We start from the raw sequence: 17,546 nt of genomic DNA, 5'->3' as shown, positions 1-17,546 counted from the left end.
GGCGTCGGCCTTCCTCGGGGTGTCCGCGCCCCGGGTGGTGAGTGGGTCTCTCCTGCCCGGCCGGAGCCGGGCGTGCGGAGAAGGGAGTTCCTGGCTCGCCCGCCCCCTCACGGGGCCGGGCTCACAGTGGCGGGACCGCGCCGGAATCGCACCGGGCTTCCTCCCCTGTCGCCGTCATGGCGATGGTGGATCGGGTGATCCACTGCTGAGCATAGTAAGCGTCGGGCGATTGAGGCAGGGCGCTTCCGCAGTGTGATGGTCGGTATGCTCGCCGCCATGTCCACGGCTCCCCTCCGCCCGTCCCCGCAGGCCACAGCGGCCCCACGGGACCGCGGCGACGCCTGCCCCGGAAGCCTCAGGCTGCACGCGGCGGACGACGGGGCCCTGGCGCGCGTCCGGCTGCCCGGCGGCGTCCTGACCGTGCGCCAGGCCGAGGCGCTCGCCACGGCCGCCCGGGACCTGGGCGACGGCGACCTCCATCTGACCTCGCGCGGCAACGTCCAGCTGCGGGGCCTCGCGGACGGCTGCGGCGCGGCCCTCGCCGCGCTGCTCGGCGCCGCGGGCCTGCTGCCCTCGCCCGGTCACGAGCGGGTGCGCAACGTCGTGGCCTCGCCGCTGTCCGGCCTCGACGGCCGGGGCGCGGGCGACGTGCAGCCCTGGCTCACGGCCCTCGACGCGGCGCTGTGCGCGAGCGAGGCGGCGCGAGGCCTTTCGGGCCGGTTCCTGTTCGCGCTCGACGACGGGCGCGGGGACGTGGCCGGGCTGGACGCGGACGTGACCGTACGGGCGGCCGCGGGCGGCCGGGCCCTGCTCGGTCTCGGTACGCCGCACCCGGTCCTCTCGGTGGCCGCGGCGGACGCGCCCCGTGCGGCCCTCGTGGCGGCGGAAGCGTTTCTGCACCGCGTCCGGGAGAGCGGGACCAAGGCCTGGCGCATCACCGAACTGCCGCTCGCGCCCGGCACGTTGGCGGACGACGTGCGGCGCCGCCTCACCGCCGGGGGCGTCGGCCACGAGCCGTGCACGCCCGGGGGCACCGTCCCCACCGGGGGCGTCGGCCACGACCTGCGCGCACCCGAGGGCACCGCCCCCGCCGGGGGCGTCGGCCACGACCTGCGCGCACCCGAGGGCACCGTCCCCACCGAGGGCGTCGGCCACGACCTGCGCGCACCCGAGGGCACCGCCCCCACCGAGGGCGTCGGCCACGGCCCGCGCTCGCCCCGGGACACCGGGGGCCCGCCCCCCGGAGTCATCGGCTCCGCCCTGTCCGTCCACGTTCCCCTGGGCCGCTTCTCCGGCCTCCAGTGGCGGGAGTTGACGCACGTCGCCGCCGCCGCGGGGCCGGGCGAGCTGCGCCTGACCCCCTGGCGCGGCGCCGTCGTGCCCGCGCCGGGGCTCGGCCCCGCCGCCGCGGAGGCCACGCTCGCCCGGCTCTCCGCCGCCGGTCTCGTCACCGGGCCCGGCTCGCTCTGGCTCCGGGTCGGCGCCTGCGTGGGCCGACCCGGCTGTGCCAAGTCCCGTGCCGACGTACGGGCGGACGCGGCGAGCGCCCTCGCCGCCGCCGGGCGGTCCGGACTGCCGCTGTACTGGTCCGGGTGCGAGCGCCGCTGCGGACACCCGCGCGGCGACCGCGTCGACGTGGTCGCCGCGCCGGGCGGCGGCTACGACCTCTCCGCCGTGCGCGGCGGACGAGAAGCACCCGGCACCTCCATCGCCGACCCCACCCACCTCGCCACCGCCCTGGCGGCGTTTCCCTCCGCATGACGACCGAGAGCAGCGAGAACAAGACCGTGACCACGTACGACTACGAGAAGGACGGCGCGGCCATCTACCGCCAGTCCTTCGCCACCATCCGCGCGGAGGCCGACCTCGCGGCCCTGCCCGCCGACGTCAGCCAGGTCGCGGTCCGGATGATCCACGCCTGCGGCATGGTCGACCTCGTACGGGACCTCGCGCACACGACCGGCGTGGTGGCCCGCGCCCGGGAGGCTCTGCGCGCCGGGGCGCCGATCTTCTGCGACGTCCAGATGGTGGCGAGCGGCGTCACGCGCAAGCGGCTACCCGCCGACAACGACGTGCTGTGCACGCTCTCCGACCCGACCGTGCCCGAGCTCGCGGCGAAGCTGGGCACCACGCGCAGCGCCGCCGCCCTGGAGCTGTGGCGGGACCGTCTTGAGGGCTCGGTGGTGGCCGTCGGCAACGCGCCCACGGCCCTGTTCCGGCTCCTGGAGATGATCGAGGAGGGCGCGCCGCGCCCCGCCGCCGTCATCGGCGTCCCGGTCGGCTTCATCGGCGCCGCCGAGTCCAAGGACGCGCTCGCCGCGCATCCTTCGGGCCTGGAGCACCTGGTGGTGCGCGGCCGTCGCGGGGGCAGCGCCCTCGCCGCCGCCGCGCTCAACGCGATCGCGAGCGAGGAAGAGTGAGCGGCAAGCTGTACGGCGTCGGGCTCGGACCCGGCGACCCCTCCCTGATGACGCTGCGCGCCGTCGAGGTCATCACCGAGGCCGACGTGGTCGCGTACCACAGCGCCCGGCACGGCCGGTCCATCGCGCGCTCGATCGCGGCGAAGCACCTGCGCGCCGACCACGTCGAGGAGCCGCTGGTCTACCCGGTCACCACCGAGACCACCGACCACCCGGGCGGCTACCAGGGCGCCATGGACGAGTTCTACGCCCGGGCCGCGGCCCGGCTCGCCGCGCACCTCGACGCGGGGCGCACGGTCGCGGTCCTCGCCGAGGGCGACCCGCTCTTCTACGGCTCCTACATGCACATGCACAAGCGGCTCGCCGACCGCTACGACACCGAGGTGATCCCCGGCGTCACGTCGGTGTCCGCCGCCGCGGCCCGCCTCGGCACGCCGCTCGCGGAGGGCGAGGAGGTCCTGACCATCCTGCCGGGCACCCTGCCCGAGGAGGAGCTGACCGCCCGGCTCGCCGCGACCGACGCGGCCGTGGTGATGAAGCTGGGCCGCACCTTCCCCAAGGTGCGGCGCGCCCTCGACAGCGCGGAGCGCCTGGAGGGGGCCCGGTACGTGGAGCGGGCCACCATGGCCGGGGAGCGCCTCGCCGACCTGGCGGACGTGACCGAGGAGTCGGTGCCGTACTTCTCGGTGGCGGTCCTGCCGAGCCGGGTGGCGGCGCTGCCGGTGCCGGAGCGGACGGGCCCGGCCACCCCCGCGGAACCGGCGGATCCGGCCCGCGGCGAGGTCGTCGTCGTGGGCACCGGGCCCGCGGGACCGCTGTGGCTCACGCCCGAGTCGCGCGGCGCGCTCGCCGCCGCCGACGACCTGGTCGGCTACACCACCTATCTGGACCGGGTGCCCGTGCGCCCCGGCCAGCTCCGGCACGGCTCCGACAACCGGGTCGAGGCCGAGCGCGCCGAGTTCGCGCTCCAGCTCGCCCGGCGGGGGCGGCGCGTCGCCGTCGTCTCCGGCGGCGACCCGGGCGTCTTCGCGATGGCCACCGCCGTCCTGGAGGCCGCGTCGGAGGCCGCGTACGCCGACGTGCGCGTCCGGGTCCTGCCGGGCGTGACCGCCGCCAACGCGGCCGCCGCCCGCGCGGGCGCCCCGCTCGGCCACGACTACGCGACGCTGTCCCTGTCCGACCGGCTCAAGCCGTGGGAGGTCATAGCCGAGCGGCTGCGCGCCGCCGCCGCGGCCGACCTGGTGCTCGCCCTGTACAACCCCGGCTCGCACAGCCGCACCTGGCAGGTGGGCAAGGCCCGCGAGCTGCTCCTGGAGCACCGGGCGCCGGACACCCCCGTCGTGGTCGCCCGGGACGTGGGCGGCTCCGGCGAGCGCGTGCGGATCGTGCGCCTCGCGGACCTGGACCCGGCCGAGGTCGACATGCGCACCATCCTGCTCGTCGGCTCCTCGCAGACCCGGGCCGTGCGGCGCGGGGACGGCGAGGAGATCGTCTGGACGCCGCGCCGCTACCCGGAGGCGTAGGCGCCTACCCGGAGGCGTAGGCGCCGGGCCCGGTCAGCCGGGCCCGAGGCGGTCCGTGATCCAGCGGACCGCCGCAGCGGGCTCCGCCACCACCGGCACGCCCTCGGGCACCGGCGGCCTGCGGACCACGACCACGGGGATCCCGGCCTCGCGGGCGGCCGTCAACTTCGGCGCGGTGGCGGCGCCCCCGCTGTCCTTGGTGACGAGGACGTCGACGCGGTGGCGGCGCAGCAGCTCCCGCTCCCCGTCGAGGGTGAAGGGGCCGCGGTCGAGGACCACCTCCATGCGGGGCGGGTGCGGGGCCTCGGGCGCGTCCACGGACCGGACGAGGAACCACGGCCGCTCCAGGGCCGCGAACGCCGCGAGGCCCATCCGCCCCGTGGTCAGGAACACCCGCTCGCCCAGGGCGGGCAGCAGCTCCGCGGCCCGGGCCAGGGAGTCCGCCTCGTGCCAGTCGTCCCCCGGCACCGGCACCCAGCCGGGACGGCGCAGCGCGAGCAGGGGAACATGGGCGACGGCGGCGGCCCGCGCCGCGTGGAAACTCATGGTCCCGGCGAAGGGGTGCGTGGCGTCGATGAGCGCGTCCACCGCGTGCGTGCGCAGCCAGTCGGCCAGGCCCTCGGCCCCGCCGAAGCCGCCCACACGCACCTCGCCGGGCGGTAGCCGGGGCGCGGCCACGCGCCCCGCCAGGGAGTTCGTCACGCGCAGCCCCGGCGCCCCGTCCGCCAGGTGCTCGGCGAGGCGGCGGGCCTCGGTGGTCCCGCCGAGGATGAGGATGTGCACGAAGTCCGGTTCCCTTCGGAAGAGCGAGGCATGAGCAGCGAGGCCAAGGGCGGCCGCGGCGCCCAACTCAAGCACACCGGGCTGCGGCCCGGCTGGACCACCGGTTCCTGTGCGACGGCCGCGACGACGGCCGCCTACACCGCGCTCCTTACCGGCGCCTTCCCCGACCCGGTGACGATCACGCTGCCCAAGGGGCAGACGCCGTCCTTCGCGCTCGCGGCCGAGGAGCTGGCGGAGGGCCGCGCGATGGCGGGCGTCGTGAAGGACGCGGGCGACGACCCGGACGTCACGCACGGCGCGCTCGTCCGCGCCACCGTGCGGCGGCTGCCCGCCGGGTCCGGGGTGGTCTTCCGCGCGGGCCCCGGCGTGGGCACGGTCACCCGCCCCGGCCTGCCGCTGCCCGTCGGCGAACCGGCGGTGAACCCCGTGCCCCGGCAGATGATGCGGGACCACGTGGCGCGGGTCGCGGCGGCGCACGGCGGCACCGGCGACGTCGAGATCACCGTCTCCGTCGACCACGGCGAGGAGATCGCCCGCTCCACCTGGAACCCGCGGCTCGGCATCCTCGGCGGCCTGTCCGTCCTCGGCACCACCGGCATCGTCGTCCCGTACTCCTGCTCGGCGTGGATCGACTCCATCCGGCGGGGCGTGGACGTGGCGCGGGCGGCCGGGCGCACGCACGTCGCCGGATGCACCGGGTCCACGTCGGAGCGCACGGTCACCGCCGAGTACGACCTGCCCGAGGACGCCCTGCTCGACATGGGCGACTTCGCGGGCGCCGTCCTGAAGTACGTGCGCCGCCACCCGGTGGACCGCCTGACCATCTGCGGCGGCTTCGCGAAGCTCTCCAAGCTCGCCGCCGGGCACCTCGACCTGCACTCCGCCCGCTCCCAGGTCGACAAGGGCTTCCTCGCCGCCCTGGCCCGGCGCGGCGGCGCGGACGCGCCCCTCGCCGAGCGGGTCGCGACCGCCAACACCGGCCTCGCGGCCCTCCAGCTGTGCGCGGCGGCGGGTGTCCCGCTGGGCGACCTGGTGGCGGTGGAGGCCCGCGACCAGGCCCTGGCGGTGCTGCGCGGGGCACCGGTGGCGGTGGACGTGATCTGCATCGACCGCGCGGGCACGGTCGTGGGCAGGTCAGCCCTGTCCGGCGGCTGATCCGGGAGCGCCCCGAAGGGGCGCGGGGAACTGCGCGACAAGCCACGACGGATCCGCGGGTGAGCGACGGCCCATCGCGGCAGGGCGACGGAGCGCGCTCAGCAGGTATGCCGGTCGCGCTCGGCAGAGTAGAGGTGGCTGTCGCGGAACTGCGCAGCGCCCAGCGTCCGCCCCACCATGATCACGGCGGTCCGTACGACCCCCGCGTCCTTCACCTTCCCGGCGATCTCGTCGAGGGTGCCGCGCAGGACCAGTTCGTCGGGGCGCGAGGCGTACGCGACGACGGCGGCGGGGCAGTCGGCGCCGTAGTGCGGCAGCAGCTCGTCGACCACGCGGTCCACGTAACCGGCCGCCAGGTGCAGCACGATCAGCGCGCCGCTGCGGCCGAGCGTCGCCAGGTCCTCGCCCTCGGGCATGGCCGTGGCGCGCTGCGCGATCCGGGTCAGGATCACGGTCTGGCCGACGGTCGGCACGGTCAGCTCCCGCTTCAGTGCGGCGGCCGCGGCGGCGAAGGCGGGCACGCCCGGGACGACCTCGTAGGGCACCCCCGCCGCGTCGAGCCGCCGCATCTGCTCGGCGACCGCGCTGAACACCGACGGGTCGCCGGAGTGCAGCCGGGCCACGTCGTGGCCCTCCTCGTGGGCGCGGGTCAGCTCGGCGACGATCTCGTCCAGGGTGAGCTGCGCGGTGTCCACCAGACGGGCGTCCGGCGGGCATTCGGCGAGCAGTTCGCGGGGCACCAGGCTGCCCGCGTACAGACAGACCCGGCAGGCGGCGAGCGTCCGGGCGCCGCGCACCGTGATGAGGTCGGCGGCACCGGGTCCGGCGCCGATGAAGTACACGGTCATCGCTCTGCTCCCGCTGTTCCTGCTGCTGGTACGCCTGTTGACTGCTGTACGGGCTTCTGTACGGCCCACTGGGTCACCGGCATGGCCTGGCGCCAGCCGGTGAAGCCGCCGACGGGCACGGCGTGCGCGACGGCGAGCCGCACCAGGTCGCCGCCGTGGCGCCGGTAGGCGTCGGCGAGCAGCGCCTCGGACTCCAGTGTCACGGTGTTGGCGACGAGGCGGCCCCCCTCGGGCAGCGCCCGCCAGCAGGCGTCGAGCAGCCCGGGGGCGGTGAGCCCGCCGCCGACGAAGACGGCGTCGGGCCGGGGGAGTCCGGTGAGCACGGCGGGCGCCGCGCCCGTGACGACCCGCAGGCCGGGCACGCCGAGCCGCTCGGCGTTGCGGCCGATGCGCTCGGCCCGCACGGGGTCGCGTTCGACGGTGAGGGCCCGGCACGACGGATGGGTGCGCAGCCACTCGACGGCGATCGACCCCGAGCCGCCGCCGATGTCCCACAGGACCTCGCCCGGGGCGGGCGCGAGGGCGCCGAGCGTGGCGGCGCGCACGTGCCGCTTGGTGAGCTGTCCGTCGTGCTCGTACGCCGCGTCCGGCAGGCCGGGCACCGCGCCGAGCCGCAGGGCGTCCGGGGCGCGGCGGCACTCGACGGCGACGACGTTGAGGGGGTCGCCGGGCGGCCGCTCCCACGCGTCGGCGGCGGCCGCGTCGGTCATCCGCTCGGCCGGGCCGCCGAGTTGCTCCAGGACCCGCATCCGGCTGGGCCCGAAGCCGCGGTCCCGCAGCAGCGCGGCGACCTCGGCCGGGGTCGCGGCGCCCGCGCTGAGGACCAGCAGGCGGCGCCCCTCGTGCAGGGCCGCGGCGAGCCTGCCCGCCGGGCGCCCCACGAGCGTGACGACCTCGACGTCCTCCACGGGCCAGCCGAGCCGGGCGCAGGCGTACGACACGGAGGAGGGGTGCGGCAGGACGCGCAGCGCGCCGGGCCCCAGCTCCTCGGTGAGGGCGCGCCCGATCCCGTAGAACATCGGGTCGCCGCTCGCCAGGACGGCGATCCTGCGGCCCGCGTGCGCGGCGAGCAGCGCCGGGACCGCGGGGCGCAGCGGCGAGGGCCAGGCGATCCGCTCCCCCCGGCACTCCGGGGGCAGCAGCGCGAGCTGGCGGGGGCCGCCGATCAGCACGTCCGCCGCGCGGAACTCGTCCCTGGCCGCCTCCGGGACGCCGTCCCAGCCGTCGGCGCCGAGCCCCACGACGGTGACGGCGGCGGGCGGGGGTGGGCTGGGGCGGGTCACTGCGCGGTACCTCGGGGTTCGGGGGCAACGGAGGCGCACTCTACTGGGGCCGCGCCCAGCCCTCGCGGGGCGCCCCGCGAGGGCAGCTCAGGAGTGCGTGCCGAACGGTACGCGGAACAGCGACCGTACGCGGTGCGTGCAGGCCCGGCGGACGTCGGGGGACGCGGCCGCGGCGGCGACCGCGAGGGCGAGGGCCCCGATGCCGAGGCCGAGGGCGGCGGGGTTCAGCCAGCCGGGCACCCCCGCGGTGTACGTGCCGTCGCCCGCGACGTGGCAGCCGAAGCGCAGCGGGAAGTACGTGGCTTCGTAGCCGTCGATGCGCGACGCACGGGCGGCGCCCACGGCCTGCCGACAGGCCTGGTCGTGCTCGGTGATGTCGAAGCGCAGCAGCTGGACGGCGCCCCAGGCGTACACGCCGGTGGCGCCCGCCGCGCACAGGGCGGCGCCGGCGCGCAGCGCGGCGGACAGGGCCGGGCGGCGCCTGGCCACGCACACCCAGGCGTACGCCACCAGCGCCGTGACGGCGATCAGGGCGATGAGGACGATGCCCAGGAGGGAGACGAAGTTGTGCTCCTGGAGGGAATCCGATGCCACGCCTTGCCTCCCTTTGTCTTTCCGGGAAGCTATCAGGCGGCGGGGGCGCGCACGGGAGCCGGGCGCCCGCGCGACCGCACAGCCGCGCGCCATGCGCCTGCGCGGCCGCTCCCCTGCGGCCGCGCAGGCGGGGTGCGGTGCTTGCTGGCCACGTCCTCAGCCGTGCCGCACCTGGTGACGGTCCCGGAACGGCGTCGCCGCCTCGGGCGCCGGGACCCGGGTCATGGGCTGCCCAGGCACCAAGATGCCCTGCGGGGTAGGGGTACCGCGAGGGCCGACCGGCCCTCACCCGGGGCCGGTCGGTACCCCTGTCGCCGCGGTGGTGGGCCGTTCGGCCCCTGGCAGGAGTAAGCCCTTACCGTCACCCTCGTAAGGGCCACACCGGGGAGAGGTCGCGGCGAACGCGGCGAACGCAGGGGGCAGTGATGAACACACCCGCCGCGGCGGAGCGACCGCCCGCGGAGCCGAAGGCCCCCATCCGGGTCTTCCTCCTGGACGACCACGAGGTCGTCCGCAGGGGGCTGCGCGACCTCCTGGAGGGCGAACCCGACATCGAGGTGGTCGGCGACGCCGGGACCGGCGCGCAGGCGCTGGTGCGCGGGCCCGCGCTCCGCCCCGACGTGGCGGTGCTCGACGTCCGGCTCCCGGACGGCGACGGCATCACGGTCTGCCGCGAACTGCGCTCCCTGATGCCGGACCTCGCCTGTCTGATGCTCACGTCGTTCGACGACGAGGACGCGCTGCTCGACGCGATCATGGCGGGCGCGGCCGGGTACGTACTGAAGCAGATCAAGGGCTCCGACCTCGTCACGGCCGTACGGACCGTCGCGTCCGGGCAGTCGCTGCTCGACCCGGCGACGACGGCCCGCCTGATGCGGTCCCTGCGCGGCCCCGAGGACGGGCCGCCGCCCGAGGACGCGCGCATCGCCGCCCTCAACGACCGGGAGCGCGGCATCCTCGCCCTCGTGGGCGAGGGCCTCACCAACCGCCAGATCGGCGAGCGGCTCTACCTCTCGGAGAAGACCGTCAAGAACCACATCTCCCGCATGCTGGCGAAGCTGGGCGTGGAGCGCCGGGTCCAGGCGGCGGTCCTCGCGGCCCAGGTGACCCCGCCCCCGCGCGAACCCCGGCCCCGGCCCGGGAACGCGTAGCCCCGACGGGGCGCCAGGGCCCGTCCGATGGGTCGCGCGGCGCCGCGACGCCTGACACGCACGCCCGCCGCACCGCCGAAACGTCCTGGTGGATCCGCTACGAGGTCACGCCGGCGCCTTGCGAGCGCACGCACCGGACGCCGCTCCTCGCTCCGCGCCGCTCCATCGGACAGGCCCTAGGAGCCGCGCCGCAGCGGCACTTGCCACTCCAGCCGGGTGCCCCTGCGCTCCCCCGCCCGCACGGCGAGCACCCCGCCGAGGCGCCCGGCCCGCTCCGCGAGGTTGCGCAGCCCCGCGCCGTGCGCGGCGTCCAGCGGCTCGGGCGCGGGCTCGCCGGGCTCCGCGATGCCCACGCCGTCGTCGACGACGGCGAGTTCGAGCGTGCCCTCGCGCACCGCGAGGGAGACCTCGGCGCGGTGCGCCCGCGCGTGCCGCGCGACGTTGGCGAGCGCCTCGTTCAGCACGGCGACCACGTCGTCGGCGACCTCGCGCGGTACGTCCGTGTCGATCAGGCCCTCCATCCGCAGCGCGGGCGTGAAGCCGAGCGCCCCGGCCGCGTCCTCGATCGCCCGCACCACGCGCACGCGCAGGCCCGCCGCGCCGCCGGGCGCCTCGTGGTCGCGCAGGCCGAAGATGGTGGACCGGATGATCTTGATGGTGGCGTCCAGGTCGTCGACGGCCCGGCGCAGCCGTTCCGCGGCGCCGGGGTGCTCGACGAACCGCTGCACGCTCTGCAGCGTCATGCCCGTCGCGAACAGCCGCTGGATCGCCAGGTCGTGCAGGTCCCGGGCGATCCGGTCACGGTCCTCCAGGAGGCTCATCTGCTCGGCGTCGCGCCGCCGGTCGGCGAGTTCCAGGGCGAGCGCGGCCTGCCCGGCGAAGCCCGTCAGGGGCGTGGTCTCCGCCTCGGAGAAACCGGGGCGCCCGGCGCTGCGGGCCAGCAGCAGGACGCCCCGCACGTCGTCACGCGTGCTCATCGGCACGGCCACCGCCGCGCCCAGGCCGTCCCAGCGGTCCGCCTTGTACGTGACCCTCGGGTCCTTGCGTACGTCGGTCGCCGACACCAGGGCCTGCGCGTCCAGGGCGGCGCCCGCGAAGGTGCCCCGGCGCGGCAGGGTGGCGCCCTGGTGGGCCTGCGCGTGCTCGCCGATGGCGATGACGACACGCAACTCGCCGTCGCCCTCGACCAGTTCGATCACCCCCAGCTCCGCCGACGTCAGCTCCCTGGCCCGCTCGGCCATCAACTCCAGGACCTGCGCCTGCGGCGCGCCCGAAAGGAGGGCGCTGGTGACCTCCGCGCTCGCCTGGAGCCAGCGCTCGCGCAGCCGGGCCTCCTCGTAGAGCCGGGCGTTCTCCACCGCCACGCCCGCCGCGACGGCCAGCGTCGACAGCACGGACTCGTCCTCGGCGTCGAACTCCGCGCCGCCGTGCTTCTCCGTCAGGTACAGGTTGCCGAAGACCTTGTCCCGTACGCGGATCGGTACGCCGAGGAAGGAGTGCATCGGCGGGTGGTGCGCGGGGAAACCGGAGGAGGCCGGGTGCTCGGACAGCTCCGCGAGCCGCATCGGCTCCGGGTTGCGGATCAGCTCGCCGAGCAGCCCGTGCCCCGAGGGCAGGTCGCCGATCTCGGCGCGCAGCCGGTCGCTGATGCCCACCGGCAGGAACTCGTCCAGCATGCGGCCCTGTCCGATCACGCCGAGCGCGCCGTACTCGGCGTCCACGAGGGCGACGGCCGTCTCCACGATGCGTCTCAGCACCTGGGCGAGGTCCAGCTCCCGCCCCACCGAGAGCACTGCCTCCAGGAGGCTGTGCAGCCGGTCCCTCGTCCCCCGCACCGCCCCGATCCGCGCCGCGAGCTCCTCCAGCAACTCGTCCAACCGCAACCGCGTCAACTGCCCGCCCCCACCGGGGTCCTGCCCTCCACCAACGCCGTGGCTACCGCGCGCACCCTGCCCGCCACCAACGCCGTGGCCACCGCGCGCACCCTGCCCGCCGCCGACGCTGGGCCCATAGCTGGCGCTCGGCTGGCCTTGTCCGCTGTCCGCGCCTTGCCCGCCGCCGACGGGGGGCCCGTGGCTGGCGCTCGGCTGGCTTTGCCCGCCGTCCGCGCCCTTCCTGCCGCCCGCACTCGGCTGGCTTGACCTGCCGTCCGCGCTCGGCTGGTCCTGCCCGCCACCAACGCCGCGGCCGCCGCGCGCGCCTCGGCCGCCGCCGACGCTGGGCCCGTGGCTGGCGCTCGGCTGACCCTGCCCGCTACTTGGGCCTTGCCCACCGCCCGCGCTCGGCTGGTCCTGCCCGCCGCTCGCGGCTTGATGGCCCTGTCCGCTGCCCGCGCCTTGCCCGCCGCTGACACTCGGCTGGTTCGGCCCGCCGCCAACGCCTTGCCTATGGCTGGCGCCGGGCCTGCCTTGTCCGCTGTCCGCGCCCTGTCGGCTCTGGCTGCCGCCCGCGCTCGGCTCGTCCTGCCCGCCGCCCGCGTTTTGCTGGCCCATCGGCTCCTCCACCCGAGCAGACGTGCACGTTCCCCGCCCCGCGTTCCGAGGCTCACCGTAGCCGTTGGGTGGCACCCTGCGGAGAAGAACCTCACCACCAGCCGAGGAACCTCACCTCGGGGCTCTCCCCTCCCACCCTCAGGTCTCCCCTCTCCCTCCCCACCACACGGCCACCGCTCACCCGTCGCTGCCCAGGCTCCCTGGCCGAGCCCCGGCCTCCGGCCCTCCATCGGCCTCCGGCCTCGTCCTCAAACGCCGGACGGGCTTGAATCCCCGCCCACCCGCCCCCCTTTTGCCGGCCACGGCGTGGCTCAGCCAAGACGTGGGACAGGTGTGAGTCGGCTAGGGGCCCGCCCACGGCACCGGGGCAGGAACGGGCGGGCGAACAACGGGCCGTGAGCCGCCAGGTCGGGGCTCGGCCGGGACGCCGGGGCAGGAACGGGCGGGCGGGTGGGAAGCGTCCCGGCGCGGTAGCGGTGGGTGGGCCGCGGGCGGGTAGGCCCGGGTGAGGGCGGGTGGGTGGGAGAAGCCCGGGCAGGGCTGGTTCCGCGCGGCGGCTCGTGCTGTCACCATGCTCACCCAGGCGTAGGGGGAGGCGCGGATGGCAGAGGTGTTCTTGCGGCGGCTGTCACGTTGGCAGGCGGAGCAGCAGCGCGAGGACGTGGCGACCGTGTACACGGCGTGCCACGGACAGTCCGAGCACCAAGAGCAGGCCCGGACCCGGGACTTGGACCAGAGTCAGACCCAGGCCCGGACCCCGGACCGGGGCCAGGCGCAGGCCTGGGGCCGAGAACAAGCCCCAGCCGGAGGCCAGGCCCAGGACGGAGGCCGAGCGCAGCGCGGAGGCCGGGGCCAAGCACCGTACGGTAGCGAGACGCAGGCCTCGTACACAGCAGGCAGGGGTCAGGCGCAGGCACCGTACGGGGGCGAGGGGTACGGGCGGGCGGGGTTTCTGGGGCGGTTCGAGCGGCACGTGCAGGAGCGGGACTTCGACATGGTCGCGGCGGACTCCGCAAGCGGCCTGGTCGGCTGCCTGTACGGCTACCGCGCGGCCCCCGACACCCCGGACTTCGCGACGCTGCGCGACGTCCTGCCGCCCGCGGCGACGGGCGCGGCCGCGGCAGGCCGCCTGTTCCTGCTCGTGGAGCTGATGGTGCTGCCGGAGCACCGCCGCAGGCGCGTGGCGACGCGCATGCGGGACCTGCTGCTGGCCCGGCACGGCGCGGACGTGGTCGTCACGACGCTCGCGGCGCCGGCGGCCGGTGAGGGCATCGCGCACGAGGTGCTGCGGGCGTGGTCGTGCACGAAGCTCGGCGAGTTCGGCACGCCGCCGCGGGAGGCCTGGCTGCACCCGGCCTAGGGCCTGTCCGATGGGTCGGCGTGGAGCAAGGAGCGGCGTCTGGTGCGTGCGATCGCAAGGCGCCGGGATGTCCTCGGGTGGGGTCTCCCCTGCTCGAACGCAGCTGAGAGCTCGGGGAAGGAGCTACTAGGGCATTTCGGCAACGCGGCGAGCGTGCGTGCCAGGCGTCGCGACGCCGCGCCGACCCATCGGACAGGCCCTAGGGGTCAGGTCCTGCTGGCCTTGAGGGAGTACATGAGGGGCACGCGCGGGCTCGTGGCCGGATAGCGGTAGAGGCCGTCGCGCGGTTCGAGCGCGGCGAACCTGCGGAAGAGGGTCACGTCGTGCTCGTGCAGGAAGTCGATGCGCAGGCCCGCCTGTGCGAGGGCCGTGACGACCTCGCCGACGGGGTGCTGCCACTCGACGCTGCGGTTGTGGACGGTGACGGCGTCCCCGTCGGCGTACCCGCCGGGCCCGTCGTCGACCCACGGGTCGCGGGCGAAGTAGTCGTGCTCGATCCGCGTACCGGTCGCGTCGTCGAGGACGTCCGTGAGGGGGTGGAACTCGGCGAGGTAGAGGAAGCCCCCGGGCGCGACGAGCGAGGCGGCGGTCTCGGCCCAGCGCCGGATGTCGGGGAGCCAGCACAGGGCACCGACGCCGGTGTAGACGATGTCGTACGCGGAGTCCGGCACGGCCTCGGCGGCGTCGTACACGTCGGCGGCGACGAACGCGGCCCGGTCCTGGGTGAACCCGAGCTCGGCGGCGAGGCCGCGGGCGGCCTCCACGGCGGGTTCGGAGAAGTCGAGGCCGACGACTCGGGTGGCGCCGTGCCGCGCCCAGGAGAGGGTGTCGAGGCCGATGTGGCACTGGAGGTGCAGCAGGGAGCGGCCGGTGACGTCGCCGATCTCGGCCCGTTCGAAGGCGCGCAGCGGGTCCTTGCCCGCGTGGAAGGCAGCGAGGTCGTAGTAGTCGCTGGCCAGGTGGATCGGCACACGCTCGTCCCAGCGCCGCCGGTTGGACTCGCGCCAGTCGGCGGGGTTCGGTGTGTACATGCGCGAAAGTTATCCACAGGCTGGGGACCCTCGCCAGCGGATTGCGGGGAGAGCGAGGCACTATGGGGCCATGAGTGAGACGGGTGAACAGGTGGACGCGGGGGCCGGGGGCGGCGCGGGAGCGGGAAGCGGCGCGGCAGCCGGACGAGGCACAGAAGCCGACGGCAGCGCAGGCGCCGGAACCGGCACGACAGGCGAGGGCGGCGCAGGCGCCGGAGGTGGCGTGGCAGCCGGGGGCGGTGCCGGTGGCGTCGGGGTGCCCGACTGGGAGAAGCGGTTCCGGGCGCCGCGCGTATCGCTGCCGGACTGGGCGGAGGACGCCCCGGACCGCTCCCTGTTCGTGTCGAACGCGACGGGTACGTACGAGCTGTACGCCTGGGACCGCGCGACGGGCGCCCAGCGCCAGGTGACCGACCGGGCGAACGGCACGACGGACGGCCTGGTCTCCCCCGACGGCCGCTGGATCTGGTGGTTCGACGACAAGGACGGCGACGAGTTCGGCGTCTGGCGCCGCCAGCCCTTCACCGGCGGCGCCGACGAGGCCGCCGTGCCGGGCCTCGCCCCCTCGTATCCGGCGGGTCTCGCCCTCGGCCGGGACGGCCGCACGGTCGTGGTGGGCCGCTCCACGGACGAGGACGGCTCGACGGTGCACGTCGTCGGGCCCGACGCGGCCCCGGGCGCCGAGCCCGTCGAGATCTACCGCCACCGCGAGTCCGCGGGCGTCGGCGACCTCTCGCACGACGGCTCCCTGCTCGTGATCGAGCACACGGAGCACGGCGACGCGATGCACTCCGCGCTGCGCGTCCTGCGCCTGGACGGCTCGGTGGTCGCCGACCTGGACGACACCAAGGGCGGCGAGGTCGAGCTCGGCCTGGAGTCCCTCGGCTTCGCACCGGTGGAGGGGGACACCCGGCTGCTCGTCGGCCACCAGCGCCGGGGCCGCTGGGAGCCGATGCTGTGGGACGTGGCCTCGGGCGAGGAGACGGACCTGGCCCTCGACCTGCCGGGCGACGTGTCGGCGGAGTGGTATCCCGACGGCTCGGCGCTGCTCGTCGCGCACGGCTTCGAGGCCCGCGGCGACCTGTGGCGGTTCGACCTGGCCACCCGCGAGCTGACCCGCGTGGAGACCCCGCGCGGCTCGGTGTCCGGCGCGACGGCCCGCCCGGACGGCACCGTGGAGTACATGTGGTCGTCGGCCGCCGAGCCGCCCGTCCTGCGCTCCACCTCCGGCCGGGTCGTCCTGGACCCGCCCGGCGCGAAGGCGCCCGCCTCGGTGCCGGTGGAGGACGCGTGGGTGGAGGGCCCCGGCGGCCGCATCCACGCCCTGGTGCAGCGGCCCGCGGGGGCCGAGGGCTCGCTGCCCACGGTCTTCGAGGTGCACGGCGGCCCCACCTGGCACGACAGCGACGCCTTCGCGGCGGGCCCCGCCGCCTGGGTCGACCACGGGTACGCGGTGGTGCGGGTCAACTACCGCGGCTCCACGGGGTACGGCCGGGCGTGGACCGACGCCCTCAAGCACCGCGTCGGGCTCATCGAGCTGGAGGACATCGCGGCGGTGCGCGACTGGGCCGTCGCCTCCGGCCTCGCGGACCCGCGGCGGCTCGTCCTGTCCGGCGGCTCCTGGGGCGGCTATCTCACGCTCCTCGGCCTCGGCACCGAGCCCGACGCCTGGGCGCTCGGCCTCGCCGCGGTCCCCGTCGCGGACTACGTGACGGCGTACCACGACGAGATGGAGGCCCTGAAGGCGATGGACCGCACCCTGTTCGGCGGCACGCCGGAGGAGGTGCCCGAGCGCTTCGAGGCCTCGTCCCCGCTGACGTACGTGGACGCGGTCAAGGCCCCGGTCTACATCTCCGCGGGGGTGAACGACCCCCGCTGCCCCATCCGCCAGGTGGAGAACTACGTGGACCGCCTCGCCCAGCGCGCCGCGGTCCACGAGGTGTACCGCTACGAGGCGGGCCACGGCTCCCTGGTCGTCGACGAGCGCATCAAGCAGGTCGCCCTGGAGCTGGACTTCGCCGCCCGGCACCTGCCCTAGCCCGCGCGGGGCGCCCCGGGGGAAGCCCTCCCCGCGGCGCCCCGTACCGTGGAGGGCGTGTACCGGTTCCTGCTGACCCCCCGCTGGTGGGGGATCAACGTCTTCGTCGCGCTGGCCATCCCGCTGTGCCTGTTCATGGGCTCCTGGCAGCTCGGCCGCTTCGAGGACCGCGTGGAGGACCACGAGGACGCCAAGAAGCAGGCGGCCGTCGACCCGAGCGCGAAGGCGCGGCCGCTGGCCGGGCTGCTGCCCGTGAACCGGGAGACGTCGGGCGAGCGGGCGACCGCCACCGGGCGTTACGGCAAGCAACTCCTCGTGCCGGACCGGACGTTGGACGACCGGAGCGGGTACTACGTCCTCACGCTGCTGCGCACCGACGGCGGCAAGTCGCTGCCGGTCGTGCGCGGCTGGCTGCCCGGCAAGGCCGACGCGGGCCGGGCGCCCGCGCCGCCCAAGGGGCAGGTCACCGTCACCGGCGCGCTCCAGGCCTCGGAGAGCACCAGTTCGGACGGCGCCCGGACGGCGGGCGGCCTGCCCACGGGCCAGGTCGGCATGATCAGCGCGGCGTCGCTCGTGAACATCGTCCCGGACGACGTGTACGACGCCTGGGTCACGCTCGACCAGGGCACCGACGGCCTGCGGCCGGTCCCGGCGGCCGCGCCGGAGGACTCGGGCCTGAACCTCAAGGCGTTCCAGAACCTGGGCTACACGGGCGAGTGGTTCGTGTTCGCGGGGTTCGTGGTGTTCATGTGGTTCCGGCTCTTCCGGCGCGAGCGGGAGTTCGCGCGGGACGCCGCGCTGGGCCTCGCACCGGAGCCGGAGGCTCCGCAGCCCTCCACGACCTGAGGGCCGGGCCGGGGGTGCGCTG

14 protein-coding genes and 1 riboswitch are annotated in these 17,546 nt (G+C 76.1%); of the genes, 8 read left to right on the top strand and 6 right to left on the bottom strand.

The window, feature by feature from the left end:
• Nucleotides 1-64: 64 nt before the first annotated feature.
• Nucleotides 65-219, bottom strand: a riboswitch (cobalamin riboswitch).
• Nucleotides 220-264: 45 nt separating this feature from the next.
• From cobG to MQV74_RS22575, 3 genes are read left to right on the top strand one after another with little or no spacing between them, the layout of a single operon-like run.
• A complete protein-coding gene (gene cobG, locus MQV74_RS22585; protein WP_242720360.1) occupies nucleotides 265-1,761 on the top strand; it encodes a precorrin-3B synthase in 1,497 nt (498 codons plus the stop codon).
• Nucleotides 1,758-2,420: a precorrin-8X methylmutase gene (locus tag MQV74_RS22580; RefSeq protein WP_242720358.1), complete on the top strand. Its 663-nt coding sequence runs from the start codon at nucleotides 1,758-1,760 to the stop codon at nucleotides 2,418-2,420. The genes cobG and MQV74_RS22580 overlap by 4 nt, the downstream gene beginning before the upstream one ends.
• Nucleotides 2,417-3,943, top strand: coding sequence for a precorrin-2 C(20)-methyltransferase (locus tag MQV74_RS22575; RefSeq protein WP_242720356.1), 1,527 nt, complete (start codon nucleotides 2,417-2,419; stop codon nucleotides 3,941-3,943). The genes MQV74_RS22580 and MQV74_RS22575 overlap by 4 nt, the downstream gene beginning before the upstream one ends.
• Nucleotides 3,944-3,976: 33 nt before the next feature.
• On the opposite strand, the gene MQV74_RS22570 is transcribed toward MQV74_RS22575, so the two are convergent.
• Nucleotides 3,977-4,726 (bottom strand): cobalt-precorrin-6A reductase, encoded by a 750-nt coding sequence (locus tag MQV74_RS22570; protein WP_242720354.1) that lies wholly within the window; start codon nucleotides 4,724-4,726, stop codon nucleotides 3,977-3,979.
• Between the two features lie 30 nt (nucleotides 4,727-4,756).
• On the opposite strand from MQV74_RS22570, the gene MQV74_RS22565 reads away from it, so the two are divergent.
• Nucleotides 4,757-5,881, top strand: coding sequence for a cobalt-precorrin-5B (C(1))-methyltransferase (locus MQV74_RS22565; RefSeq protein WP_242720352.1), 1,125 nt, complete (start codon nucleotides 4,757-4,759; stop codon nucleotides 5,879-5,881).
• 98 nt (nucleotides 5,882-5,979) lie between these two features.
• Here the strand turns inward: MQV74_RS22565 and cobM are convergent, their stop codons facing one another.
• The 3 genes from cobM to MQV74_RS22550 all read right to left on the bottom strand — a co-directional run bounded on the left by cobM (nucleotide 5,980) and on the right by MQV74_RS22550 (nucleotide 8,606).
• Nucleotides 5,980-6,729 (bottom strand): precorrin-4 C(11)-methyltransferase, encoded by a 750-nt coding sequence (cobM, locus tag MQV74_RS22560; RefSeq protein WP_138960994.1) that lies wholly within the window; start codon nucleotides 6,727-6,729, stop codon nucleotides 5,980-5,982.
• On the bottom strand, nucleotides 6,726-8,012 hold the full coding sequence (cbiE, locus tag MQV74_RS22555; RefSeq protein WP_242720350.1) for a precorrin-6y C5,15-methyltransferase (decarboxylating) subunit CbiE: 1,287 nt from the start codon (nucleotides 8,010-8,012) through the stop codon (nucleotides 6,726-6,728). Before cbiE ends, cobM begins: the two co-directional genes overlap by 4 nt.
• 87 nt (nucleotides 8,013-8,099) lie before the next feature.
• Nucleotides 8,100-8,606, bottom strand: coding sequence for a hypothetical protein (locus tag MQV74_RS22550; protein WP_242720348.1), 507 nt, complete (start codon nucleotides 8,604-8,606; stop codon nucleotides 8,100-8,102).
• Between the two features lie 425 nt (nucleotides 8,607-9,031).
• Here MQV74_RS22550 and MQV74_RS22545 point away from each other — a divergent pair, with 425 nt between their 5' ends.
• On the top strand, nucleotides 9,032-9,757 hold the full coding sequence (locus MQV74_RS22545) for a response regulator (RefSeq protein ID WP_242720346.1): 726 nt from the start codon (nucleotides 9,032-9,034) through the stop codon (nucleotides 9,755-9,757).
• Nucleotides 9,758-9,933: 176 nt separating this feature from the next.
• On the opposite strand, the gene MQV74_RS22540 is transcribed toward MQV74_RS22545, so the two are convergent.
• Nucleotides 9,934-11,640: a sensor histidine kinase gene (locus MQV74_RS22540; protein WP_242720344.1), complete on the bottom strand. Its 1,707-nt coding sequence runs from the start codon at nucleotides 11,638-11,640 to the stop codon at nucleotides 9,934-9,936.
• Between the two features lie 1,582 nt (nucleotides 11,641-13,222).
• Between MQV74_RS22540 and MQV74_RS22535 the strand changes: the two genes are divergently transcribed.
• On the top strand, nucleotides 13,223-13,609 hold the full coding sequence (locus MQV74_RS22535; protein WP_242720342.1) for a hypothetical protein: 387 nt from the start codon (nucleotides 13,223-13,225) through the stop codon (nucleotides 13,607-13,609).
• Nucleotides 13,610-13,815: 206 nt separating this feature from the next.
• Here MQV74_RS22535 and MQV74_RS22530 read toward each other — a convergent pair whose 3' ends face one another.
• Entirely contained in the window at nucleotides 13,816-14,640 is an 825-nt protein-coding gene (locus tag MQV74_RS22530; protein WP_242720340.1) for a class I SAM-dependent methyltransferase, read from the bottom strand.
• Between the two features lie 70 nt (nucleotides 14,641-14,710).
• Here MQV74_RS22530 and MQV74_RS22525 point away from each other — a divergent pair, with 70 nt between their 5' ends.
• Both MQV74_RS22525 and MQV74_RS22520 read left to right on the top strand, forming a co-directional pair.
• Nucleotides 14,711-16,678 (top strand): S9 family peptidase, encoded by a 1,968-nt coding sequence (locus MQV74_RS22525; protein WP_242720338.1) that lies wholly within the window; start codon nucleotides 14,711-14,713, stop codon nucleotides 16,676-16,678.
• A gap of 57 nt (nucleotides 16,679-16,735) precedes the next feature.
• Nucleotides 16,736-17,524, top strand: coding sequence for an SURF1 family protein (locus tag MQV74_RS22520; RefSeq protein WP_242720336.1), 789 nt, complete (start codon nucleotides 16,736-16,738; stop codon nucleotides 17,522-17,524).
• Nucleotides 17,525-17,546: the final 22 nt, after the last annotated feature.

The organism is Streptomyces sp. AN091965 (genome assembly GCF_022698285.1).
Taxonomy (GTDB): domain Bacteria; phylum Actinomycetota; class Actinomycetes; order Streptomycetales; family Streptomycetaceae; genus Streptomyces.
The sequence above is the reverse complement of the archived record's forward strand: the minus strand, read 5'-3'. Positions and strand labels throughout refer to the sequence as shown.